Origin of the sequence: Brachyspira pilosicoli, assembly GCF_008016535.1 — a bacterium.
Lineage (GTDB): Bacteria > Spirochaetota > Brachyspiria > Brachyspirales > Brachyspiraceae > Brachyspira > Brachyspira pilosicoli_A.
In genome coordinates this window covers 19,151-43,761 of the sequence record NZ_SAXY01000011.1, presented here as the reverse complement: position 1 = coordinate 43,761, position 24,611 = coordinate 19,151, and the positions used below count along the sequence as shown (strand labels likewise).

Sequence of the window (24,611 nt, the reverse complement as noted above, 5' to 3'; positions counted from 1 at the left end):
GTATAGCTTGTATCCTAAAAGGTGAAGTTTTTAAGACATATTTTAAGAAAGATAAAGCACTAGAAGGTGTTTTATCCTCATAGATTTGCCTCCAACTATAACGAGTAGCTAAATCTACAGCAGTAAATTGATAAACTGTTTTTCTGCCTAATTTGATATATTTAGTGTCTATTTGAACTATTTTGCCTTCTTTTTGTATTTTAGAGACAAATTTACGCTTATCATATCGCTTCTTTTTCTTTTTTGTTTTATATCTCCAAAGATTATTTCTTTTTAGTACATTCTCTATAGCTGTAACACCTATCTTAATGCCTTCACGATTTAAATATGCTTTAATATAATGCTTACCTCGATATTCTTTAGTATAGAGTTCAATAATTAAATTAATAGCTTCTTGATTATTAAAGATATTTGGAGAAGTTTTTGGTTTAGTGCTAAAATTAGCGACAGTTCCAGTGTCTTTATATTTCTTAAGCCAAGCATAAAAAGTAGATTTGGGTATTTCTTCTATCTTTAAAAATCTTTTAATATTTTTAGTTTCTAATGCTTCATCCACTATAAATAATTTAAATTCTGTGCTATAATCTTTTTTCATAGTAGTATCCTTTATTTATTTTCTATATCAAAATATTATAACAAGTATACTGCTTTTTTTATACTAAAAAATGTCCAATATCTCATACTCCTAAACAATATTTTACTATAATAGTATTGTATAAATATTTAAATATGTTATAGTTAATGCAGTTATATATAAGGAGAAATTAATGGATAAAGTAAAGGCCGTATTAATAGAAAATGACTCTAATATTATAGGAAAATATAAAAATGGACTTTCAGCATCTTTTGATATAACTACTTTTAAAGACACTCATTCATCTATGTCATTTATTATAAAAAATAATATAGACGTTTATTTTTATATGATTAGATATAATGAAAAAGATGAAAATAGTATTAGTTTTTTTGCTGATAAAATAAAAGATATAAATCCGCAAATAAAATTAGTTATTATAGAAGCAGAAGATGATTTTAATAATGATAAATATCCTTATGCTATAATATTTAATAAGAAATCTGATATGAGTTATATCAATAATATGCTTTTACAGTATGTTAATAATAATGAAAGTTCTCAGAGAAGACAATATTCAAGAGTAAATTGGCCTTTGAATGTTATAATAGCTTATAAAGATAAAATGCGTGGCACTATGGAAAGAAATATATTATCTATTAGCGGTAATGGTGCTTATATTCGCTCTGATATTAATATTCCAAACAAGGGTGAGATGCTTGGGCTTACTATTTCTTTTAGAGATTTTAAATTATTTACAGAAGCTAAAGTTGTTTTTATAAATAATGGCTCAGAAAGACCTAATTTTCCTAAAGGTTTTGCGGTGCAATTTATTGATATAGGTGTGGCTTCTCAAAAGATTATTGATCAGATTATAAGAGATAAGTTATTACAAGAAATATTGATAGAATATGAAGATGAAAATTTCTCATCATAATAATTAAAATTAAAGTGCATACAAAAGAAGAGAAACAAATTTTAAGAAAATCATTAAAACTTATACGAAGTAAGTTAGATAGTAATTTTATAGAGAGTAGGGCTAGTATAATTACTAATAAATTCTTTAATATAGTAGACATAAATAAATTTAGAGAAGTTTGTTTATATATAGATTTTGCTAATGAAGTTCCTACAAAAAATATCATAGAGAAACTTTTAAATAAAAACATTAAAGTATCTGCTCCATATATAATAGATGATCATAATATGATATTAAAATATATAGAAGATTATGACAAGGATATTAATTTTAATACTAAGTTTGGTAATGGTGAACCATTTGAACATTGCAAAGATTGTAATGTAGAAAATATAACAATGTTTATAATACCAGCTTTAGGTTTTGATGAACATTGCAATAGAATAGGCTTTGGAAGAGGTTATTATGATAATATTCTAAAAGAAAATAAAAATGCTTTAAGAATAGGGATTTCATATGATTATCAGATACTTCCAATACTACCTAAAGATGATAATGATGAAATATTAGATATTATAATAAGTGAAAATAAAGTAATAACAGCAATATTTTAATTTTCTATATTTTCTTCTATATCGTCATCATCGCCGACTATCAATTTTTCTAAGTCAAGAACAACTAATAATTTATCTTCTAATTTAGCAACACCTTTAATATATTTTTGACCTATTCCAGATAACATAGGTGGAGGTGGCTGTATATTAGAAGTGACAATGGATACTACTTTAGAAATAGCATCTATAATAATACCCATATCTACATCATCTATTTTTACAATAATGATACCTGTATTTTTTTCACCGTCATTTTCTTCTAAATTAAATCTTTTTTTAAGATCAACTATTGGAATAATATTTCCTCTAAGATTAATAACGCCTTCAACATAATCTGGAGCATTAGGTATGAGCGTAATTTTTTCCATTTTAATAATTTCTTTAGCCTGCATAATGTCTATAGCATATTCATTGTTTCCTAATTTAAAAGTAACTAGGTTAATACTATTTTCTACATCAACCTTATTTTCAATAGGTTGTTGCTCTATTTCAGCCATATATAATGCCTCCATATAATTTTTGCAGTTATTAGATTATCGGAAATATATTTGCAAAATTAATAAATATTGTTTTTATTATTAGTAACGTATTTTATTATGTTTTTATTAAAAAGTCAATGAATATATACATTGACATATTTTAGTAATTTAAATCTTTTTAGTTTGGAAACATATTATTTGCTATAAAAAATAAATTCAAATCAATTTTCTTTAGTATACCTATACCCCCTACTTGAATTTTATTGAAAATATATTATAATAACATTGTTAGACTATTGTAACATTTTATAAAAAATAGTAAAATACTTTTTATACAGGGGTTTATATATATGAAAATGACTTTAAAAATAGGAGGCATGCACTGTGCGGCATGTTCAAGAGCAGTAGAGAGAGCTTTGAAAAAAACAGAAGGTATTGAAGAGGCTAATGTTAATATAGCTACAGAAAAAGCTGTATTTAACTATGATGAAAAAAAGCTTAAATATGATGATATAGTTAATGTTGTTGTAAAGGCGGGGTATCAAGTTTTGGGTAAAGAAGAAGACCCTGCCTTAGTAAAAGCAAGAGAAATAAAAGAGCAGAAAATAAGACTCATAGTATCAGCAATATTTTCCATACCTTTATTTTATATATCAATGGCACCTATGGTAAGTTTTGTTAAGTTTCCAATACCTAGTTTTTTAGTGCATCATTTAAATCCGCAAATTTTTTCTATAGTAGCAATATTTTTATGTGTACCTGTTATGATATCAGGCTATAAATTTTATACATTAGGTTTTCCTGCACTTTTTAGAGGAAGTCCTAATATGGATTCACTTGTGGCAATAGGAACAACAGCGGCATTTAGTTATAGTATTTATTCTACTGTTTTATCATTTATGGGACTTAATCCTCATGGAGATAATCTCTATTATGAGTCAGCTGCAGTTATAATAACATTAGTACAGTTTGGAAAATATTTAGAGGCTAGAAGCAAAGGAAAAACAGGAGAGGCTATAAAGAAACTTATGGGACTTCAGCCTAAAACTGCAACTATAATAAAAGACGGTGAAGAAAAAGAGATAAAGATTTCAGATGTAAAAGTTGATGATATAGTATTAGTTCGTCCGGGAGAGAAGATTCCTGTTGACGGAGAAATTATAGAAGGATACAGCAGTGTTGATGAATCAATGCTTACAGGGGAGAGTATACCTGTTGAAAAGAGCGTAGGAGATAAAGTAGTTGGGGCTTCTATAAATAAAACAGGAAGTTTCAAATTTAAAGCTCAAAAAGTAGGAGCTGACACTGCATTAGCACAAATTATAAAACTTGTAGAAGATGCTCAGGGTTCAAAAGCTCCAATAGCACATATTGCCGATGTGGTTTCTTCATACTTTGTGCCTGCTGTAATAACTATAGCTTTGATATCTGGTATAATTTGGTTTATAGCTCTTCATAATTTTGTATTTTCTTTAACAGTATTTGTATCTGTGCTTGTTATAGCTTGTCCTTGTGCTTTAGGGCTTGCTACACCTACTGCAATAATGGTTGGTACTGGAAAAGGTGCTGAGCTTGGAATACTTTTTAAAAATGCTGAGGCTTTAGAGATTTCTCAAAAAATAAATGCTGTAATGTTTGACAAAACAGGAACTCTTACTGAGGGCAAGCCTTATGTTACAGATATTATTTCTGATGATAAAGATAAACTTCTTTTAATAGCAGCAAGTGCTGAAAATGGAAGTGAGCACCCATTAGGTGAAGCTATAGTAAGAGAGGCTAAAGAAAAAAATATTAAACTTCTAAATATAGAAAATTTCAAAGCAATAGCAGGTTTTGGTATAGAAACATATATTGATAATAAAAAAGTTTTAATGGGCAATGACAAACTAATGAATAAAGAAAATATCAATATAGAAAATTATAATTCTGATATGGATAAACTTTCAAAAGAAGGTAAGACTCCTATGTATGTTGTATACGATAATAAACTTTTAGGAATAATAGCAGTTGCTGATAAATTAAAAAAAGAAAGCATAGAAGCAATAAATAGACTTCATAAACTTGGAATAAAAACTGCAATGATTACAGGTGACAATAAAAACACAGCTAACTCAGTTGCAAAAGAAGCGGGTATTGATATTGTATTTGCTGAGGTACTGCCTGAAGAAAAATCTAATGAAGTGAAAAAACTTCAAGATGAAGGTTTTACTGTTGCTATGGTAGGCGATGGTATAAATGATGCCCCTGCTTTAACTCAAGCTAATGTTGGTATTGCCATTGGGAGCGGTACTGATGTTGCTATTGAAAGTGCTGATATAGTATTAGTAAAATCAAACACTAATGATGTTGTTACTGCCATAGAATTAAGCAAAGCTACTATGAGAGATATAAAACAGAACTTGTTTTGGGCTTTTTGCTATAATGTAATAGGCATACCAATTGCGGCAGGAGTTTTGCATGTATTTAGAGAGCCTTTAATAGCTTCTTCTATGGGAGGATTTTTGACTGCTATTATGGGTAAGGATTTACTTCTCAATCCTATATTTGCTGCTCTTGCTATGAGTTTAAGTTCTGTTTCTGTTGTTACTAATGCTTTAAGATTAAACTTTTTTAAACCTAGCAAATAACTTTTAATAACTACTTAGTTTTTTTATTCATACTTTACTCCAAAATCTATGTAAATTAGAATTAATTTTAATTTACATATATTATTTTTTTATATTTTTTATATCTTTTAACGCACGCAGTGTGAAGCTAACAAATAATAATAAATTACTATTTAAATTTTATAAAAAAACAAAATTTTATTTATCGTGCGTTAATTGATGTGTAAATTTGATTAATACTTGTGTGGGACTATAATTTTTTATTTGGCAGTAAAATAAATTAAAATAATAATTTAAAATTAAACATAAAATATAAAAGGTGGGGGAATATATAATAAATTATAAAAATTATACTAATAACTTGAGAATTTTTTATAAAAAAACTTGCAATAGCAAATTTTTTATATATACTATTAAAATGTAATGAAATTACATTTTAAAATAAAATAAAAATAATAAATGTAATAAAATTACAAAAAAATATTTTTAGGAGTATGTTTTATGCAAGAATTATCTTCTATAGTAATTCTAATACTATGTGTATACACAGTCATAGGCGTATTAGATCAAATTTCCATACAAATTGGGGTATATACACCATTATTTGCTGCCACTTTTACAGGTTTTTTATTGGGAGATATAAAATCTGGTCTATTTATAGGTGCAACTTTGCAATTAGCTACATTAGGTGTAGCCACTTATGGAGGAGCTACAGTTCCTGATTATTTATCTGGGGCAATAATAGGTACTTCTTATGCTATATTATCTCAAATGGGTGCTGAATATGGAATTGCTATAGCGGTTCCTATAGGGCTTTTATTAACACAGTTAGATATTTTAGGAAGAATGACAAATGTAATATTCCAGCATAAAGCAGATAGATATGCCGAGGAAGGTAATTATAAAGGCGTAGAGATGTGCAATGTACTTGGTACTTTGCCATGGGTATTATCAAGGGTTATACCCGTATTTATAGGATTGTTTTTTGGAGAAACAGTGATACAAACTATCAATAATTTCATACCAGACTGGTTTATGAACGGATTAAAAGCAGCTGGGGCTTTACTTCCTGCAATGGGTATTGCTATACTTATGAGATATTTACCACTTAAAAAATATTTTTATTATTTTATCATAGGATTTGTTGCTATAGCATTCAGCGGTGGAAACATGAGTGTATTAGCTGTAGCTTTATTAGGATTTGCTTTTGCCTCTCTTAATTATTACAGAACAATGGAGAAAGGAACTGTAAAAGAAACTGCTGGAACTTCTGTTTCTGATGATGATGAAATAGAAATAGATGGATAATAATTTATTTTAATTATATAGGAGTTAATAAATGGAAAATAATAAATTAACTAAAAGTGATATTAATAAAGTATATGTTAGAAATTTATTCGGATTTCAATGGGGTTGGAATTATGAGAAAATGCAGGGGTTAGGATATGCTTGGGTAATAATGCCTGCTTTAAAAAGAATATATAAAAATAATCCTGAAGGAATGAAAAAAGCTTTAAAAATGCAATTAGGATATTTTAATACTACTCCAGCAATGTCTCATCTTATAATAGGTGCTGATATGGCTTTGGAAGAGAGTTTAGGTGAAAAATCTGAAGAGGCTGTATCTAGTTTAAAAACTGGATTAATGGGACCTTTTGCTGGTGTAGGTGATACTTTATTTATTGCAATATACAGAGCTATAGTGTTCTCTATTGCTTCTTATATAGCATTAGATGGTAATGCTGTAGGATTAATAGTTCCTGTATTGGCATGTTTAGCCGTACTTTTCGTAAGATATAAATTTACTTATGTGGGATATAATGAAAGTAAGAAATTAGCCGTAGGTTTTGCCAATTCTATAGCACCTATAACAGAAGGAGCTGCAATTTTAGGATTAACAGTTGTAGGTGGATTAATAGCATCTGTTATAACTTATAAATTAAATCTTACTTTTAATTTAGGAGAAGTTTCTTTAGATATACAGTCAATGCTTGATAAAATAATGCCTTCTTTGATACCTCTTGTTGTAGTATTATTTTCATATTGGTTGTTAGGTAAGAAAAAATTTAACTCTACACATTTGATTATAGTAATAATAGCAATAGGAATGGTATTGGGTAATTCTCAAGGAATGCTTGACTTTATTATTAGTTTATTCAGTAAATAATTTAAAAATACATATAAGGAGGCAATAATATGAGTATAGTAAATGCTAGAGTAGATGAAAGATTAATACATGGACAGGTTGCTATGGTATGGACAAATACTGTAGGAGCTACAAGAATAGCTGTGGTTAATGATCAGGCTGTAAAAGATGAAACTATAATAGCTGCTTTAAAAATATCAAAGCCTGCTGGAGTAAAATTATCAATATTATCAAAAGCTAAAGCAGCAGAAAAGTTCAAAGAAGGAACTTATGATGAAGATAAAATATTTTTAATAACTAAAAATATAGAAGATATGAATGAGATAATAAAAAATGGAGTACCTATAAAAACAGTTAATATTGGTAATGTAGCAAAAAAGGAAGGTTCTGTGCAAATAAAGAAATCTGTGAATCTTACAGAAGATGATATTGCATTAATAAAAAGTATGATAGCTGATGGTATAAATATAACAGCTCAAATGCTTCCTAATGAATCTGATCAATCTATAGAAGCATATTTAAAATAATGAGCAGAGTAATTAAATGAATGCATATTTAGTAATAAGAGATAAATACGAAGATTTTAGTAAAGCATACAAGAAAATATCTAATTATATCTTGTCCAATCCCAAAGAGGTTATTAAATTAACTGCTTTGGATATTTCAAAAAATTGCGGGGTATCTTCAGCTTCTGTGGTAAGATTTGCAAAGGATATTGGATTTAAGGGATTAGATGAGCTTAAAATATCAATAGCAAGTAAAAATAGCGATGATGATAATAAATATAATATTAATACTATAATATCAGCTGATGATAATGTAGAAGAATTATGCGATAAAATTATGCTTTTGATTAAATCATCTAATGAAGATTTTTTCTATCAGCTAGATAAAGATGCTTTGGAGAGGGCTTTTAAATTAATAAGAAAAGCAAGAAATATATATATGCTTGGTATAGGTGCTTCTTCTTTATCTGCTTATGATTTATTTCATAAACTTAAGAGAGCAAATTTTAATGCTTTCTTTTATGAAGATGCCCATTTAAATGCTGAGTTTTTTAATTATCTTACAGAAGAAGATGTAGTTATAGCTTTTTCATATAGCGGAAGAAGCAATGAAGTAATTTATCCTGTAAAAATAGCTTCTTCAAAAAATGCTTCGATAATAGCTGTAACAAGAAAAAAAACGAATTATCTCTCTAAAATGGCTGATGTTCTAATTACGGTACCTAATAATGAAGAACTTACTAGAATTGGAGCTATTACTTCTAAGTATTCATCTCTTATCGTGAGTGATCTTTTATATTTCGGAGCTATACAAAAAGATTTTGAAAATATAAAAGAAAATCTTATAAAGACTAGCATTCTGACTAGAGAATTAAAATTAGATGATGAAGAATAAAGATATATGGAGTTATAAAATTATGGAAAATTTAGATAATCTTGTAACAGAATCTGTAAATGAAAATTCCAAGAATATAGATGCTTTAAGTACTATAGAAATGGTTAAAATAATTAATACAGAAGATTCTAAAGTTGCTGATGCTGTAGGAAAAGAAAGTGAAAATATTGCAAAAGCTATAGATGAAATAGCAAAAAGATATATAAAAGGTGGGAGATTGATATATATAGGTGCTGGTTCATCTGGAAGAATGGGTACTTTAGATGCAGTAGAGCTTACTCCTACATATAATGTTTCACCTGAAAGAGCTTTCGGACTAATAGCAGGAGGCAAAGAAGCTATGTATAGAGCTGTAGAAGGTGCGGAAGATTCAAGAGAATTAGGAAGAGAAGATTTAGTAAATTGCAAACTTTCTAATTTGGATTGTGTTGTAGGTATAGCTGCAAGCGGAAGAACTCCTTATGTATTAGGAGGATTGGATTATGCAAAAGAAATAGGGGCATTAACTGTGATGATATCATCAAACAGAAATGAAAATGTTGAAAAATCTGCTGATATAGTAATTACTCCTATAGTGGGGGCTGAAGTAATATCAGGTTCTACTAGAATGAAATCAGGAACAGCTGCTAAGATGGTTGTAAACAGTATTTCAACAGGGGTTATGATAAAATCAGGAATGGTATATGGAAACTATATGGTTAATGTGCTTCCTACAAATAAAAAGTTGGAAACTAGAGCTATAAGAATGATATCTTCAATAACAGGAGTTGATATAGAAAAATCTTCTAAATTATTTGAAGAATCAGGAAAATCTGTTGCTGTATCAATTATAATGAATAAGGCTTCCATAGATAAGGATAAAGCTCAGAAACTTTTAAAAGAATCTAATAATATGGTAAGAATAGCTATAGAAAAAGCTAAAAGTGCCTAAAAAATTATAATTTATACTTAAGGAAATTACTGTGAATAAATTTGATACTATATCATCTATATTAAATAAAGCTATAGAAAACAACATTATATATAATGTTTCATATAGTTTTATTAAAGATAATGATGTTAAAAATAATTATATAGGTATTTATGGAACTAATAATTTAAAGAGAGTTGATAATAACAGTATTTATGATTTAGCTTCTCTTACAAAAGTGATAGGTACTACTTCAATGATGCTCAAATTATTAGATTTTGGTAAAATCAATTTAGATGATAAAGCTGTCAAATTTTGCAGTAATTTTAAAGATGAAAATATTACTATAGAAGAACTTCTGCTTCATAATTCAGGAGTTAAAGCAGATTTAGATAATAAAACTAATATAGATAAAAATAAAATATTTGATAGCACTATTATAAATAAAGAAAACTATCATAAAACAATATATTCTGATATAGGTTTTATTATACTTGGATTTATAATAGAAAATATTACAAATTCAAATTTAGATAAATCATTTAAAGATTATATTTTTAATTCTGCTAATATGAATAATACTTCATATCATCCTTTAAATAAAGATTGCTGCATACCAACTGAAATTACAGATAAGAGAGGAATAATTTGCGGAGAGGTTCATGATTCTAAATCTTATGCTTTAGGAGAGATAGGAAGTGCGGGGTTATTTTCTACGCTTGAAGATTTAAATATTTTTGTTTGTTCTATATCAAATGATGATGAAAAAATTTTATCTCATAATTCAATAAAAAAATTAATAGATATTAATTTTGGAGAGAGAACTTTAGGTTGGGATAAAAGATATGGAAAATATACTTTATATCATACAGGTTTTACAGGAACTTCTATATTAATAAATTTAAACTCTAAAGAGGCTATGATAATTCTTACAAACAGAATTCATCCAAATAGAGATAATAATACTTATTTAGAATTAAGAGAAGAAATTAATAAAATATTTATGGAGTAATAAATGAAACCTAGTTTAATACTTATGAGTCATGGTAATTTTGCTCATGAAATAATGGAATCTGCCAAAATGATATTAGGAGAAGTTTCAGGATATCATACAGTATGTATGACTGCTGATGACGGATTTGAAGGAACTTCTAAAAAATTACAAAGCTGTTTGAATGAAATGAATGATGTAAAAGATATTATAATATTAGCGGATTTATACGGCGGAACTCCTTTTAATATAGGAAATATATTTTCAAAAAAAGAAAAAGATAATTTTAATATAAGATTAATAGCAGGAATGAATTTTGCTATGTTATTAGAATATTTTTCTTCTGATAAAGAAGATATTAATGAATTAGTAAATGATATAATTAGTACAGGTAAAGATGCAATTTTAGAACCATCTTTAAATGAAGAAGATGATGATGATATAGATTTAGATTAATTATATTAATAATAAAAAAGCCTTTGATAGCTAAAAACTACCAAAGGCTTTTTGTTTATTGAAAACTAAATAAATATATTACTTATCTTGTAATACAGCTATACCAGGTAATTCTATTCCTTCAAGGAACTCTAAAGAAGCACCACCACCTGTAGATACGTGAGTCATCTTGTCAGCAACACCAGATTTATTAACAGCAGATACACTGTCTCCGCCTCCGATAATGCTTACAGCACCAGAATTAGCAATAAATTTAGCTACCTCGAAAGTACCCTTAGCAAAATTAGCCATTTCAAATACACCTAATGGTCCATTCCAAACAACAGTTTTAGCATTTTTTAGTATGTTTTCAATTTCTGTTAAAGTTTTAGGACCAACATCCATACCCATCCAACCAGCAGGTATAGCATTAGAATCTACAACTTTTATAGCAGCATCATTATCAAATTTGTCAGCTATAACATTGTCAACAGGTAAATATAAAGTTTTATTTAATTCTTTAGCTTTATCCATAATCTCTTTAGCAGTAGCAATATAATCATCTTCACATAAAGAAGTACCTATTTCTAATCCTTTAGCCTTAAAGAAAGTATAAGCCATACCGCCTACAACAATTAAAGTATCAACTTTGTTAAGCAAGTTTTTAAGTACAGATATTTTAGAAGAAACTTTAGCTCCGCCGATTATAGCAACAAAAGGACGAGCAGGGTTAGCAACAGCATCTCCTAAATATTGTATCTCTTTCTCCATCAAGAAACCAGCAACAGCAGGCATTCCAGCTTTAGCAGATACTATTCCAGCAGTAGAAGCATGTGCTCTGTGAGCAGTACCGAAAGCATCATTAACATAAACATCAGCTAAATCAGCTAATTGTTTAGAGAATGCTGCATCATTTTTCTCTTCTTCAGCATGATATCTTAAGTTTTCAAGTAAAAGTACGTCTCCTGACTTTAATTCAGCAGCAAGTTTTTTTACTTCTTCACCTATACAATCATTAGCAAAAATAACTTTATTGTTAGGAAGTTTAGTTTTCAAATAATCATAAACAGGTTTCAAAGAATATTTAGGATTAGCTTCACCTTTTGGTCTTCCTAAATGGCTCATAAGTATGAGAGAAGCACCCTGAGAGAGAATGTATTCTATAGTAGGCATAGCAGCATCTACTCTTGTAGTATCTGTAATTTTAGAGCTTGTTTCTTTATCAAGAGGTACATTGAAATCAACTCTCATTATGACTTTTTTACCTTTAATGTCTATATCTTTTACTGATTTTTTCATTTTTATATCCTTTAAATTTTTTATACTTATTAAAAATTTAAAGGGTGCTATAATTTATAATATTATGCACCCTTATTATAGCCTAATAAATTAATTATTATAACTTATTATTATTTTTTGCCATACATATATAATAATAAATCAATTACTCTGTTAGAATAACCCCATTCATTATCATACCAAGAAACGATTTTGAAGAATCTTTTCTCACCTTTTAAGTTGTTTTGAACTGTAGCTAAAGAATCGTAAATAGAGCTTCTGTTATCATGTATGAAGTCGCTAGATACTAATTCTTCATTGCAGAAACCTAAAACATTTTTCATATAAGATTCAGAAGCTTTTTTCATTAAAGCATCGATTTCTTCAATAGAAGTATCTTTTTCACTTCTGAAAGTTAAGTCTACAACAGATACGTCAGGAGTAGCAACTCTGAAACTCATACCTGTTAATTTACCTTTAGTAACTGGTAAAACTTCACCAACAGCTTTAGCAGCACCAGTAGTAGATGGTATTGTGTTTACAGCAGCAGCACGTCCGCCTCTCCAGTCTTTTTTAGAAGGACCATCTACTGTTTTTTGAGTAGCAGTATAAGAGTGAATAGTAGTCATAAGACCTGTTTCTATACCGATACCTTCTTTAAGAAGTACATGTACTAGCGGAGCTAAACAGTTAGTAGTACAAGAAGCATTTGATACTACATGATGTTTAGAAGGGTCATATTCTTCATGGTTAACACCATAAACGAAAGTTCTTAAATCACCTTTACCAGGAGCTGAAATGATAACTTTTTTAGCACCTGCAGCTATATGACCTTCAGCTTTTTCTTTGTCAGTGAAAAGACCAGTAGATTCTATTACATATTCAACACCTAAATCTTTCCAAGGAAGGTCTTTTAATTCTTTAGTAGCACCGATACATTTAATTTTGTTGCCGTTAACTACTAATACATCTTCACCTTCTGTTGTAATGTCAGCTTTCATTCTGCCATGAACAGAGTCATATTTTAATTGATAAGCAAAATATTTAGCATCAGTACTAACATCAACAACACCTACTACATCTATTTCTTTTCCTAATAAACCGCGTTCTACTAATGCCTGAAAAACTAGACGACCGATACGTCCAAAACCATTTATTGCTACTTTTACAGCCATAAAATTACTCCTTAATTAAAATAATATTCTATATACGAACATATAAAATCTATGCTATCATAAATAAAAATTTAAGTCAAGGATAATTTAATATTTTTAATTTTATCTAACATAATTTTATTTGTTTTATTTTCCGACATAGTTAAATTATATTATTTAGTAAAAAAATATAATTGAAATTTATTGTTTTAATTATATATTAAAAATGGTAGGGTTTTTAAGTAATGAATAAATTATTAATTATTTCATTATTGTTTGTTTTTATCATATCTTGTGAAAAAAATATAGTTTATGAAAGTAAACAATATACTGCTAATATGACAAATAATGTATATACCAATGATATAGATGTTAGAAGCAGAAAATTTGATGCTATAGGCTTAATAAAAAAAAGTTCTTTTACAATGTACCCTGATATAAAAATAGAGGATTTGATATCATCTTTTAATACTGTTGAATGGGAAGATTTTATAGCAGAAGATGATTATATGCGTTATGTAGATATCATAGGTACAATAGATACAAATAAATATATTTTTCAATTTAAAATACTTGACCATTATAATTGGGAGCTATACGCTTTTGAGATGAATAATAAGGCATATACTACAGATAGAGCTTCGTATAGATTATATTCTCTCTATACAAACCATATTGTAGAGACTAATACAGCAACAAATTAATATATGATTTTCTATTAGTAATAAAATTATAAATACTGTGCTGTAAACTCTTTTATTTTTTCCCAATATAATTTTTCATTATGTTTTGCAGAACTTATATGATAAGCACCTTCTACAATTAATTTATCCTTTTTTGATGAACAAGCATTATATAGCCTATCCATCATTTCTAAAGGCACTAAATCATCTTTACTGCCGTGAATAAATAGTATAGGAGTTTTTGTTTTTGATACAGATTTTAAAGCATTAGCCTGTGAAAAGAAATATCCTATTCTTAATTTTGTTATTAATGATATTATGGGTATAAAAGGAAAATAGGGCAGATGATAGCTTATTTTTAATCTATTTCCAAGCTGTTCATTAGCATTAGTAAATCCAGAATCTTCTATAGCAAGTTTAACATTTGAAGGGAGATTTTCAGCTAAAGCAATCATTATAGCCTCTGCTCCCATAGAAATGCCAAATAAAATAATATCAGCATTACTATTAATTGATAATATGTATTTAATCCAAGAGAGAATATCCTCTTTTTCTAAATAACCCATACCATAAGAATTACCCTCGCTTAATCCATGAGTTCTCAAATCTACAAGAAGAGCATTATACCCCATATTAAAAAACTTCTCAGCATAATATCTCATATTAGAGCCTTTACTCTCGTATCCGTGAACTATTATGGTGTAAATATTAGAGTTTTTATTCTCTATAAAATGAGCATGCAGTTTTAAATTATCAGAAGTTTTGGTATATACATCTATTTGAGATTTTTCAAACCATTCTCTTCTTTTTTCTTTTTCTAATAGTTCTTCTTCAGTTTCTTCTTTACTGTTTTTTTTGATTTCAAGTACTCTTTTTTTGCCTTTAATTAAAACTAGCTGCACATAATAATTTGATATAATAATAATAATAATAATAACTAAAAGTAATAATATTATTATAAATATCATATTATTTTTAATAGCCTATAGTAGTGCCGAATTTCATTCCCACTTGTGCACCTATATCCAAAGAAGCTAAGTTTCTGCTTTCAACAAGAACTTTTTCTGCACCTCTTAAATCTATCCCAAAATCAGTGCCGACATATGCACCAACTAATAATGCAACATTATCTTTAATGTTAAAAGAATAATCAAAAGTAAGTTTAATATATGTCATAACTGCATTTTTCATTACATCATCTATTTTTAATGCATCATAATAACTAAAAGTTTTAGTGCTTGTATTTCCGCTAAAAAACTCTGCAGAATGTGTAAGGTATAAAGGCACTTTTACTCCAATACCAAGTCCTAAAGCAAAATTATTATAATGGAACTTAGGAAGTATGCCAATTTGCATATTTTCAAAAGTATAATACTCTCTTACATTTACATCTTGCTGAGTAACTCCGTCTTTGTAAGAGCTTTTAAGTCCAAAAGAGTCATGAGAATAACCTATATCTACTAATAAACTTATTCCTTTATCTTCATCAGTTACTAAATAACCAGCCTGAAAACTTATACCCGCATCAAATCCAACAGTACCGCTATTTTTTTTATAAGCATCTTTGTAGCTTTGCGGAGCATCTTGAGAAAAATAAACATTATAAAAGCTAAAACTAGCCCCAATAGGTATAGTAGCACCAAATTGCCAGCCGCTTTCTGCAAATGATAATTTAGCAAATAAAAATAAAAAAGATAAAATAACAATTTTTTTCATAACACTCTCCATAAAATAACTTTATTTTTAAAAAATTTAATTCATATCTATTTTTTTAGCTTCATGCCATAATTTATCCAAATCATAATACTCTCTTCCTTCTTGTGTAAACAAATGTATCACCAAAAATCCGTAATCCGTTAAATACCACAAAGAATCAGAATTGTTATCATTTTCTGCATAAGGAGTAATACCCTCTTCCTTTAATTCTTTATAAACAGCATCAGAACCAGCCTTCATTTGCGGAGCAGAAGAAGCTGTTGCTATAATAAAAAAATCTGAAAGGGTAGTAACACCGTCTAAATCTAATATTACTATGTCTTCAAGTTTTTTATCGTCTAAGGCTTTTGCTGCTTTTAGAGTTAGGCTTTTAGCCATTTCTCTGTCTATCATTTTTTTTGTTTTGTTTGAATCATTGAATTTCATAGTAATCATACCCCAAAATTAATACTGCATTATTTAAAAGCCTTCTATCGGTTTTGGCATATATTCTGCTAATTCTACATTCATTAGCAACCATAAAAGACTTTTCTATCTCTCCGTTTCTTATAAGAATAATGCTATTATACACTTTAGCAGGAAAATTTCCATATTCCCCAGCCGCAAAGCCCCTATAACGCATCCTAATATTTATCCTATCCGCAAGCCCAGAAACATCAGTGCCATTCAAAATTATTAAACTAACATCTTCATTATTTAATTCGCTTCTCTCTGTTTTTAATCCCACATATAATGACAAATCTTCCATCTGTTTTACAAAAGCACTTCCTCCAAGTAACGGATTAATTATTCCATTATCATCAACTCTTCCATCAATATTTTGTACTATTAAGCTTTTTTCATTGCTGTTTGATATTATTTTTAATATAGCTTTAATATCAGGAGGTCTTAAATTGCTTTTTATCTTAGAATATATAGCATTTCTCATATCTTTTCTAACTATCATAGATTTAAGCTCAGGACTTTGTATAAAACTAATCATTAAATTAATAATAACATCTTCAAGTCTATATAATGTTTCTATATCCTCATATTGCTTCATAGTGATATAATGTAGATATGATACTACTTTATTTCCCTGAAAAATCCATTCTCCAATATCAAAATTAATATTATAAATACTGTTATTTTCTACATAATGAATAGGCTCTTCTACATACATCTTCACTCCGCCAATCAAATCTATTATGTCTGATATGCTGTTATTGTCTAATGTTATTTTATATGTTATTTTTTTATTAACAGTGTTTTCTATAGCATTAAATACCGCAGAATCGCCTCCTTCTTTATATAATTCTTTTAGAGGTATAGAGTCATCTTTTTTGTTTTTCCAAAGAGCTGCATTTCTGGGAAGCCCTATTAAACCGATTCTATTGTGTAAACTTGATAATACTCCCACATATGCCCCATAAGGCTCCTCTTTTTCATCTATAAATAGTATAGAAAAATATAATTCTTCATCATTTTTTATTGCTGAATCTATTTTGCTATATAGAAAATAATATAAGATAAAAGCTACTAGAATAATAATGAAAGCAAATGAAGATATTAATATAATTACAGCTTTTTTATTGGCATTGCTTATAGTTTTTAGTGCTTTAGTATTATTATCGTTTTTTTTAATTTTCATAAAAATATTATAGCTATAAAAAAACCATATCATTTACAGATATGGCAAGCAGATGAACCGGTGACGGGTTTCGAACCCGCGAATGCAGGAATGAAAATCCTGTGTGTTAAACCTCTTCACCACACCGGCGTATATAATGTAATTGTAGGTAATATAAAACCTATATGAGCCAAGAAGGGTTCGAACCTTCGACAACCGCCTTAAAAGGGCGATGCTCTACCGACTGAGCTATTGGCCCGTTTCTTTTATTTATCAATTAATGTTTCGCTATATTACTATATTATTTTATTTTTGTCAAGTATTAAAAATATTTTTTATATAAATTTATTATAAATATTTTTTTAATTATAAAAAAATAATAAAAGTATAGTTTTATTTAAAGTTTTAATATACAATCTTTTATTATACTATTATTGTATTGAGGTTTTTATGGAGTTAAGAAAATTAACAGAAGAAGAAAGAAATGTAATAATATTTAAGGGTACTGAATATCCTTTTACAGGCGAATATAATGATTTTTTTGAGGAGGGCGTTTATTGCTGCAAACAATGCGGGGCTGAATTATACCGCTCTGAAGATAAGTTTAAATCAAAATGCGGTTGGCCTTCATTTGATGATGAAATAAAAGGAGCTGTTAGAAGATCATTAGATGAAGACGGTTATAGAATAGAAATTACATGTAATAATTGCGGGGCTCATTTGGGGCATGTGTTTGAGGGTGAGCGTTTAACAGATAAAAATACAAGGCACTGTGTAAACTCTATTTCATTAATATTTAAACCTAAAGAAAAATAAATAAAAAAATAAATAATAAGAAAATTAATAAGGATTGTAATACTTTAATATGAATACATATATATTAATATCATCTTTAATAATTATAATTTGTATAGTAGCTAGTAAAATATCTATGAAAGTGGGAGTGCCTTCGCTTTTGCTTTTTTTAGTTTTGGGAATGTTATTTGGCTCTGACGGCATTTTAAAAATAGAGTTTGATAATTATGTTGTGGCAGAGCAGATATGCACTATAACCTTAATATTTATAATGTTTTACGGTGGTTTTGGTACTAATTGGAAAGTTGCTAAACCAGTAGCAAAAAAAGCTTTTTTACTATCATTTGTTGGTACTTTTATCACTTCTATGGTTACGGGGGTGTTATGCTATTTTGTATTAAAGTTTGAGTTATTTGAGAGTTTTTTAATAGCTTCGGTTATTGGTTCTACGGATGCTGCTTCTGTGTTTTCTATACTTCGTTCAAAGAATTTAAACTTAAAAGATGGGCTTGCTTCTCTTTTAGAGCTTGAAAGCGGAAGTAATGACCCTATGTCTTATATGCTTACGGTTATATTTTTGGGGCTTGTTGGAAAAACATTAAACAGTCCTCTTTCAATAGTTTATATGGTATTTGCTCAGATAGTATTTGCTGTTGCAGTGGCAGCTTTAATATCTTTTATGGCTTATAATGTTTTAAGAAAATTTAAGTTTCCTGTAAGCGGACTTGATACTATATTTGTGCTTGCTGTTGCTTTGCTTTCATATTCATTATCTTCTATAGTTGGGGGCAATGGATATTTAGCTGTTTATTTGGTTGGTATAGTTCTTGGAAACACTAATATTAAAAATAAAGTTGCTTTGGTTAATTTCTTTGATGGTGTTACAGGGCTTATGCAGATGGTGTTGTTTTTCTTGTTAGGGCTTCTTTCTTTCCCTTCAAGAATATCTAATGTGGCTCCTACTGCGATATTTGCAGCATTATTTATAACATTTGTATCTAGACCTATAGCAGTGTTAGCAATATTAACTCCTTTTAAGGTATCTTTAAAAAAACAGCTTTTAATTATGTGGGCGGGGCTTAGAGGGGCTGCTTCCATCGTTTTTGCTATATTTGTTATAGTAAATGGTGAAGCTATTAGTTATGATATATTTCATATTGTATTTTTCTTAGCGATTATATCTGTATCTTTTCAGGGTACTTTGCTTCCTATTATTGCTAAAAAATTTGACCTTGTCGATTCTGAAGAAAATGTATTAAAAACTTTCAACGATTATGTGGATGATGATGATATGGAACTTATACAAGTTAACATTACTAAAAATCATCATTGGGTTGGCAGAGAAATTAAAGATATAGAGCTTCCAGAAAATTCAATTATTATAACAATAGAGCGTGGTGATGAAACTATTATTCCAAATGGAAGCACTGTTATAAATAGCGGCGACACAATTATACTTAATGCTAAAAGAACAAAATATTATGATATAACATTAAAAGAAATAAATATTAATATGAATCATCCTTGGAAAAATAAAGAATTAAAAGATTTGAAATTGCCAAAGGATAATTTAATAGTAATGATAAAAAGAGACGGCGGCACTATTATACCGCGTGGAAATACTATTATAAAACATAGAGATACTATACTTATGAGAAATAATGATTAATAATATGTTTTAAAAAAATATTAAATATTATTGCTGCATTTTAAAGTGGATTCAAGTACGAATTTTTTGACGCTTCCATATTCTAAAGAAAATTCGCTTCCATTTCCATTGAGAGCTTTTATAAAAATTTCTGAGTTTTCAAAGTTGCTGTAATTGTTTTTATGGGTATATATTTTAGCATTTTCTATAACACCCAAAAAAACATCATTTTCCCCAATCTGAAAATCTTTTTCTTCAGCACATAAAAGCATAGTGCCGTCACAGCATCCGCATGATATATGAAATATTATATTTCCATTCTCTTCTTGAAGTTCTTTTATTAATTCTATAGCATTATCATCTGCTATAATTTTATTATTATTCATAAATATACTCCCATTTAATTAAGGGACTGCATTTTTATAATGCAATCCCTATGATGATTAATATATATTAAAAGAAGCCTAGTTTTTTAGGAGAATAACTTACCAAAATATTTTTTGTCTGCTGATAATGATCAAGCATCATTTTATGAGTTTCTCTTCCTATGCCTGATTGCTTATATCCTCCGAATGCAGCATGAGCAGGATAAGCATGATAGCAATTAGTCCAAACTCTTCCAGCTTTAATGCCTCTTCCAAAACGATATGCTTTATTTATATTGCGAGTCCAAACACCAGCACCAAGTCCATACATAGTGTCATTAGCTATTTCTAAAGCCTCTTCATCATTTTTAAATGTAGTTACAGATAAAACAGGTCCGAATATCTCTTCTCTAAAGATTCTCATACTGTTATTGCCTTTAAATATTGTAGGCTGTACATAGAATCCATTAGCTAATTTGCCTTCTAATATGTTTCTTTCTCCTCCTATTAATACTTCAGCACCTTCCTCTTTTCCTATTTTTAAATATTCTGTAATTTTATTTATTTGATCTTCACTAGCCTGAGCTCCCATCATAGTTTCTATATCAAGAGGATTTCCTATCTTTATAGCTTTTACTCTTTCTAAAACCCTAGCCATAAACTTATCATATATTTTCTCATGTATTAATGCTCTTGAAGGGCAAGTACAAACCTCTCCCTGATTGAATGCAAACAAAACAAGTCCTTCAATAGCTTTATCCAAAAAGTCATCATCAGCATCCATAATATCTTCAAAGAATATATTAGGGGATTTTCCTCCAAGCTCCAATGTTACAGGTATAATGTTCTCTGTAGCAAATTGCATTATCTGTCTTCCTACGCTTGTTGATCCTGTAAATGCCACTTTAGAAATTCTAGGGCTAGTTGCCAATTTTTTACCTATTCTTCCGCCGCTTCCATTAATAACATTTAATACTCCTTTAGGTATCAAATCTCCTATTACTTCCATAAGTACAAGTATGCTTGCAGAAGTAGGGCTTGCAGGTTTTAATACTATACAGTTTCCAGCAGCCATTGCAGGTGCTATTTTCCAAGCTGCCATAAGCAAAGGGAAATTCCAAGGTATAATTTGTCCTACAACGCCTAATGGTTCATGAAAGTGGTAAGCTATAGTATCATCATCTATTTCGCTTATAGTTCCCTCTTGTGTTCTAATCGCACCGGCAAAATATCTAAAATTATCTGCAGATAAAGGTATATCCGCATTCAAAGTCTCTCTTATAGGTTTTCCATTATCCCAAGTTTCAGCATATGCTAATAATTCTAGGTTTTCTTCAATTCTTTCAGCTATTTTTATAAGAATATTAGCTCTTTCTGTAGGCGAAGTTTTAGCCCAAGCATCCTTTGCGGCGTGAGCGGCATCAAGAGCAAAATCAATATCTTCATCGTTAGAAAAAGGTACTTTATTGATAACTACACCGTTTATAGGGCTAATATTATCAATATATTTTCCGCTTTTAGGTGGTACCCATTCTCCTCCTATATAATTTTCATATTGTTTTTTAAAAACTTTTGAAAAATCTTTGTATTTACTCATATTACTATATCTCCCCAAACTTTTTTTGTTTAATATAACTATTAGTATATAAAAAAAATACATATATTCAAGATAATTTGAACATTATTTTTAATTTAATGTTAAAAAAATAAAAAATAATTGAGTATTTAATTATTTTATTTTTAAAAATAATGTTTTGTTATTGTGTTTGTAAAATAATATAAATATAAAATTTTTACAACTGTATTTAGTGGTTTTTTTATAAATAAAATAACTTTACAATATTTATTATTAATACTTGAAAAAAAATATATTGATTGTATAATGTTTTCAATAAAAATTAAGAAAATAATTAAAATTAAAATATTTGTAAGGAGAAAGATTTATGGCAGCAAAACAGTTGTTATTTGATGAAGAAGCTAGACGCTCCCTTATGCGTGGAGTAGATGCTTTAGCTAATGCAGTAAAAGTAACTTTAGGACCGCGTGGACGTAATGTTGTAATAGACAAAAAATTTGGTCCCCCTACCATAATAAATGATGGTGTTACTATTGCTAAAGAAATAGAATTAGAAGACCCTTTTGAAAATATGGGGGCTCAAATAGTTAAAGAAGTAGCTACTAAAACTAATGATGTTGCTGGCGATGGTACTACTACAGCTACAGTTTTAGCACAAGCTATGGTTAAAGAAGGTTTAAAAAATGTAACTAGCGGTGCTAATCCTATGCTTATTAAAAGAGGTATAGAAAAAGCAGTTAGCGAGATAGTTGCTCATATTAAATCTGAAGCTAAACAAATTAAAGGAAAAGAAGAGATTGCTCAAGTTGCTACAATTTCTGCTAACAACGATAAAGAAATAGGTGCTTTAATCAGCGATGCTATGGAAAAAGTTGGTAAAGAGGGTGTTATCACTGTTGAAGAGGCTAAATCATTAGAAACTAGCCTTTCATTAGTTGAAGGTATGCAATTTGATAGAGGTTATATTTCTCCGTATTTTGTAACTAATGGAGATAGTATGACTGCTGAATTAGAAGATGCTTTAGTTCTTATTTATGACAAAAAAATATCTAACATGAAAGAACTTCTTCCTGTACTTGAAAAAATTGCTCAAACAGGAAAACCTTTCATTATTATTGCTGAAGATATAGAATCTGAAGCTTTAGCTACTTTAGTATTAAACAAAATGAGAGGAGTATTAAATGTATGTGCAGTTAAGGCTCCTGGTTTTGGCGACAGAAGAAAAGCTATGCTTGAAGATATTGCTATATTAACAGGCGGACAAGTTATCAGTGAAGATTTAGGTATGAAGCTTGAAAATACTGGTTTAGAGCATCTTGGTAAAGCTAAGAAAATCACTGTTGATAAAGAAAACACTACTATAGTTGAAGGTGCTGGTAAAAAAGCAGATGTTCAGTCAAGAGTTGCTGCTATTAAAAAACAAATAGAAGAAACTGACAGTGATTATGACAGAGAGAAATTACAAGAGAGATTAGCTAAACTATCAGGAGGAGTTGCTGTTATTAATATTGGTGCTGCTACTGAAGTAGAAATGAAAGAGAAAAAAGCTCGTGTTGAAGATGCTTTATCTGCAACTCGTGCTGCTGTTGAAGAGGGAGTTATTCCTGGCGGCGGTATCACTTACTTACATGCTCAATCTAAACTTGATGCTATTAAATTAGAAAATCCTGATGAGCAAGTTGGTGTTAATATAGTAAAAAGAGCTATAGAAGAGCCTATAAGAATGATAGCACAAAATGCTGGTTTAGACGGTTCTGTTGTTGCTATTGAGGCTAAAAAACAAAAAGGCAATATGGGTTTCAATGCTCTTACTAATGAGTGGGTTGATATGCTTAAAGCTGGTATTATTGACCCTGCTAAAGTTTCAAGAAGTGCTTTACAAAATGCTGCTTCTATTGCTTCTCAAGTATTAACTGCTGAAGTTATTATTACTGATATACCTGAACCTGAAAAACCAATGCCTCCAATGCCTGGCGGCGGAATGGGCGGTATGTATTAATAATTACCATTAGCTTAAAAAATAATTTTTTTAAATATAAAAGCCTTAGCGATTATTTGTTAGTCGCTTGGGCTTTATTTTTTATATGGAGTTTTTGGGAGTGTTTTTTATGAAAGATTTTAGTATTAGATTTGCCAATGTGGACGATGTTTCTACTATATTAAAGTTTATTAGAGAGTTAGCTTCTTATGAAAAGCTTGAAAATGAGGTTGTAGCTACTGAGGATATATTAAAAGAATGGATATTTGAGAAAAAGAAGGCTGAAGTTTTGATTGCTTTAGAGAATGATGCTCCTATTGGATATGCTTTATTTTTTCACAATTTTTCTACTTTTTTGGGTAAGGCTGGTATATATTTAGAGGATTTGTATATTAGAGAGAGTTTTAGAGGTTTAGGATATGGTAAGAGATTATTAAAAGAGCTTGCTAAGATTGCTGTTGATAGAGGGTGCGAGAGGCTTGATTGGCAGTGTTTGGATTGGAATAAGGGGAGTATTGATTTTTATTTATCTATCAATGCACTTAAAATGGAAGATTGGTATACTTATAGATTAAGTCATAATTCTTTAAAAGAATTCTCTAAAAACAAATAATTTTTTATAATTTTTAAAAATATATTTTATAAAATTATTATATTAATAATGTGAATTTTCTTTGCATTTACTGCAATCTAAAAAATAAGAATTAATATTAATAAATATCTTATTCAAATAT

General features: G+C 28.9%; 24 protein-coding genes, 2 tRNA genes and 1 pseudogene. 15 read left to right on the top strand and 12 right to left on the bottom strand.

Going from position 1 to position 24,611, the window contains the following annotated elements; genetic code table 11:
* Positions 1-595: pseudogene (locus EPJ72_RS01425) on the bottom strand (DDE-type integrase/transposase/recombinase); the annotation flags it as partial.
* Between the two features lie 172 nt (positions 596-767).
* On the opposite strand from EPJ72_RS01425, the gene EPJ72_RS01420 reads away from it, so the two are divergent.
* The gene (locus EPJ72_RS01420) at positions 768-1,511 is read left to right on the top strand and encodes a PilZ domain-containing protein (RefSeq protein ID WP_147730490.1); all 744 of its coding nucleotides are present in this window, start codon (positions 768-770) and stop codon (positions 1,509-1,511) included.
* A gap of 14 nt (positions 1,512-1,525) precedes the next feature.
* The gene (locus EPJ72_RS01415) at positions 1,526-2,107 is read left to right on the top strand and encodes a 5-formyltetrahydrofolate cyclo-ligase (RefSeq protein ID WP_147730489.1); all 582 of its coding nucleotides are present in this window, start codon (positions 1,526-1,528) and stop codon (positions 2,105-2,107) included.
* Here the strand turns inward: EPJ72_RS01415 and EPJ72_RS01410 are convergent.
* Positions 2,104-2,604, bottom strand: a complete 501-nt coding sequence (locus EPJ72_RS01410) for a chemotaxis protein CheW (protein ID WP_147730488.1) — start codon at positions 2,602-2,604, stop codon at positions 2,104-2,106. The two genes, EPJ72_RS01415 and EPJ72_RS01410, sit on opposite strands and share 4 nt — an antisense overlap.
* A 332-nt stretch (positions 2,605-2,936) precedes the next feature.
* Between EPJ72_RS01410 and EPJ72_RS01405 the strand changes: the two genes are divergently transcribed.
* The 8 genes from EPJ72_RS01405 (at position 2,937) to EPJ72_RS01370 (ending at position 11,096) form a co-directional block, all read left to right on the top strand.
* Positions 2,937-5,213, top strand: coding sequence for a heavy metal translocating P-type ATPase (locus EPJ72_RS01405; RefSeq protein WP_147730487.1), 2,277 nt, complete (start codon positions 2,937-2,939; stop codon positions 5,211-5,213).
* 480 nt (positions 5,214-5,693) lie between these two features.
* Positions 5,694-6,500: a PTS mannose/fructose/sorbose/N-acetylgalactosamine transporter subunit IIC gene (locus tag EPJ72_RS01400; RefSeq protein WP_147730486.1), complete on the top strand. Its 807-nt coding sequence runs from the start codon at positions 5,694-5,696 to the stop codon at positions 6,498-6,500.
* Positions 6,501-6,531: 31 nt separating this feature from the next.
* Positions 6,532-7,359: a PTS system mannose/fructose/sorbose family transporter subunit IID gene (locus EPJ72_RS01395; protein ID WP_147730485.1), complete on the top strand. Its 828-nt coding sequence runs from the start codon at positions 6,532-6,534 to the stop codon at positions 7,357-7,359.
* A 29-nt stretch (positions 7,360-7,388) separates the two neighbouring features.
* Positions 7,389-7,865: a PTS system mannose/fructose/N-acetylgalactosamine-transporter subunit IIB gene (locus EPJ72_RS01390; RefSeq protein WP_147730484.1), complete on the top strand. Its 477-nt coding sequence runs from the start codon at positions 7,389-7,391 to the stop codon at positions 7,863-7,865.
* A gap of 16 nt (positions 7,866-7,881) precedes the next feature.
* On the top strand, positions 7,882-8,739 hold the full coding sequence (locus EPJ72_RS01385; protein WP_147730483.1) for a MurR/RpiR family transcriptional regulator: 858 nt from the start codon (positions 7,882-7,884) through the stop codon (positions 8,737-8,739).
* A gap of 22 nt (positions 8,740-8,761) precedes the next feature.
* On the top strand, positions 8,762-9,670 hold the full coding sequence (murQ, locus tag EPJ72_RS01380) for an N-acetylmuramic acid 6-phosphate etherase (RefSeq protein WP_147730482.1): 909 nt from the start codon (positions 8,762-8,764) through the stop codon (positions 9,668-9,670).
* A gap of 31 nt (positions 9,671-9,701) precedes the next feature.
* Complete coding sequence (locus tag EPJ72_RS01375) at positions 9,702-10,661, top strand: serine hydrolase domain-containing protein (RefSeq protein ID WP_147730481.1); 960 nt, start codon at positions 9,702-9,704, stop codon at positions 10,659-10,661.
* Positions 10,662-10,664: 3 nt separating this feature from the next.
* On the top strand, positions 10,665-11,096 hold the full coding sequence (locus EPJ72_RS01370) for a PTS sugar transporter subunit IIA (RefSeq protein WP_147730480.1): 432 nt from the start codon (positions 10,665-10,667) through the stop codon (positions 11,094-11,096).
* Between the two features lie 78 nt (positions 11,097-11,174).
* Here the strand turns inward: EPJ72_RS01370 and EPJ72_RS01365 are convergent, their stop codons facing one another.
* A complete protein-coding gene (locus EPJ72_RS01365; RefSeq protein WP_147730479.1) occupies positions 11,175-12,374 on the bottom strand; it encodes a phosphoglycerate kinase in 1,200 nt (399 codons plus the stop codon).
* 110 nt (positions 12,375-12,484) lie between these two features.
* Positions 12,485-13,528 carry a type I glyceraldehyde-3-phosphate dehydrogenase gene (gene gap, locus EPJ72_RS01360; RefSeq protein WP_147730478.1) on the bottom strand — a complete coding sequence of 348 codons (1,044 nt, stop codon included), beginning with the start codon at positions 13,526-13,528 and terminating at the stop codon, positions 12,485-12,487.
* A gap of 224 nt (positions 13,529-13,752) precedes the next feature.
* Between gap and EPJ72_RS01355 the strand changes: the two genes are divergently transcribed.
* Positions 13,753-14,211, top strand: coding sequence for a hypothetical protein (locus tag EPJ72_RS01355; RefSeq protein ID WP_147730477.1), 459 nt, complete (start codon positions 13,753-13,755; stop codon positions 14,209-14,211).
* Between the two features lie 26 nt (positions 14,212-14,237).
* Here the strand turns inward: EPJ72_RS01355 and EPJ72_RS01350 are convergent, their stop codons facing one another.
* From EPJ72_RS01350 to EPJ72_RS01325, 6 genes are all read right to left on the bottom strand, one after another.
* Positions 14,238-15,158, bottom strand: coding sequence for an alpha/beta hydrolase (locus EPJ72_RS01350; RefSeq protein ID WP_147730476.1), 921 nt, complete (start codon positions 15,156-15,158; stop codon positions 14,238-14,240).
* A gap of 7 nt (positions 15,159-15,165) precedes the next feature.
* A complete protein-coding gene (locus EPJ72_RS01345; RefSeq protein ID WP_147730475.1) occupies positions 15,166-15,906 on the bottom strand; it encodes a hypothetical protein in 741 nt (246 codons plus the stop codon).
* Positions 15,907-15,942: 36 nt separating this feature from the next.
* A complete protein-coding gene (gene rsfS / locus EPJ72_RS01340; RefSeq protein ID WP_147730474.1) occupies positions 15,943-16,332 on the bottom strand; it encodes a ribosome silencing factor in 390 nt (129 codons plus the stop codon).
* Complete coding sequence (locus EPJ72_RS01335; RefSeq protein ID WP_147730473.1) at positions 16,319-17,536, bottom strand: LCP family protein; 1,218 nt, start codon at positions 17,534-17,536, stop codon at positions 16,319-16,321. The genes rsfS and EPJ72_RS01335 overlap by 14 nt, the downstream gene beginning before the upstream one ends.
* A 55-nt stretch (positions 17,537-17,591) precedes the next feature.
* Positions 17,592-17,665, bottom strand: a tRNA-Glu gene (locus EPJ72_RS01330).
* Positions 17,666-17,701: 36 nt separating this feature from the next.
* A tRNA-Lys gene (locus EPJ72_RS01325) sits at positions 17,702-17,774 on the bottom strand.
* A 191-nt stretch (positions 17,775-17,965) separates the two neighbouring features.
* On the opposite strand from EPJ72_RS01325, the gene EPJ72_RS01320 reads away from it, so the two are divergent.
* Complete coding sequence (locus EPJ72_RS01320; RefSeq protein ID WP_147730472.1) at positions 17,966-18,331, top strand: methionine-R-sulfoxide reductase; 366 nt, start codon at positions 17,966-17,968, stop codon at positions 18,329-18,331.
* Between the two features lie 49 nt (positions 18,332-18,380).
* Positions 18,381-19,979: a potassium/proton antiporter gene (locus tag EPJ72_RS01315; RefSeq protein WP_147730471.1), complete on the top strand. Its 1,599-nt coding sequence runs from the start codon at positions 18,381-18,383 to the stop codon at positions 19,977-19,979.
* A gap of 20 nt (positions 19,980-19,999) precedes the next feature.
* On the opposite strand, the gene EPJ72_RS01310 is transcribed toward EPJ72_RS01315, so the two are convergent.
* Both EPJ72_RS01310 and exaC read right to left on the bottom strand, forming a co-directional pair.
* Complete coding sequence (locus EPJ72_RS01310) at positions 20,000-20,344, bottom strand: DUF779 domain-containing protein (RefSeq protein WP_147730470.1); 345 nt, start codon at positions 20,342-20,344, stop codon at positions 20,000-20,002.
* 67 nt (positions 20,345-20,411) lie between these two features.
* Entirely contained in the window at positions 20,412-21,920 is a 1,509-nt protein-coding gene (exaC, locus tag EPJ72_RS01305) for an acetaldehyde dehydrogenase ExaC (RefSeq protein WP_147730469.1), read from the bottom strand.
* A gap of 346 nt (positions 21,921-22,266) precedes the next feature.
* On the opposite strand from exaC, the gene groL reads away from it, so the two are divergent.
* Both groL and EPJ72_RS01295 read left to right on the top strand, forming a co-directional pair.
* The gene (groL, locus tag EPJ72_RS01300; RefSeq protein WP_147730468.1) at positions 22,267-23,898 is read left to right on the top strand and encodes a chaperonin GroEL; all 1,632 of its coding nucleotides are present in this window, start codon (positions 22,267-22,269) and stop codon (positions 23,896-23,898) included.
* Positions 23,899-24,007: 109 nt separating this feature from the next.
* Positions 24,008-24,490, top strand: a complete 483-nt coding sequence (locus EPJ72_RS01295; RefSeq protein WP_147730467.1) for a GNAT family N-acetyltransferase — start codon at positions 24,008-24,010, stop codon at positions 24,488-24,490.
* Positions 24,491-24,611: the final 121 nt, after the last annotated feature.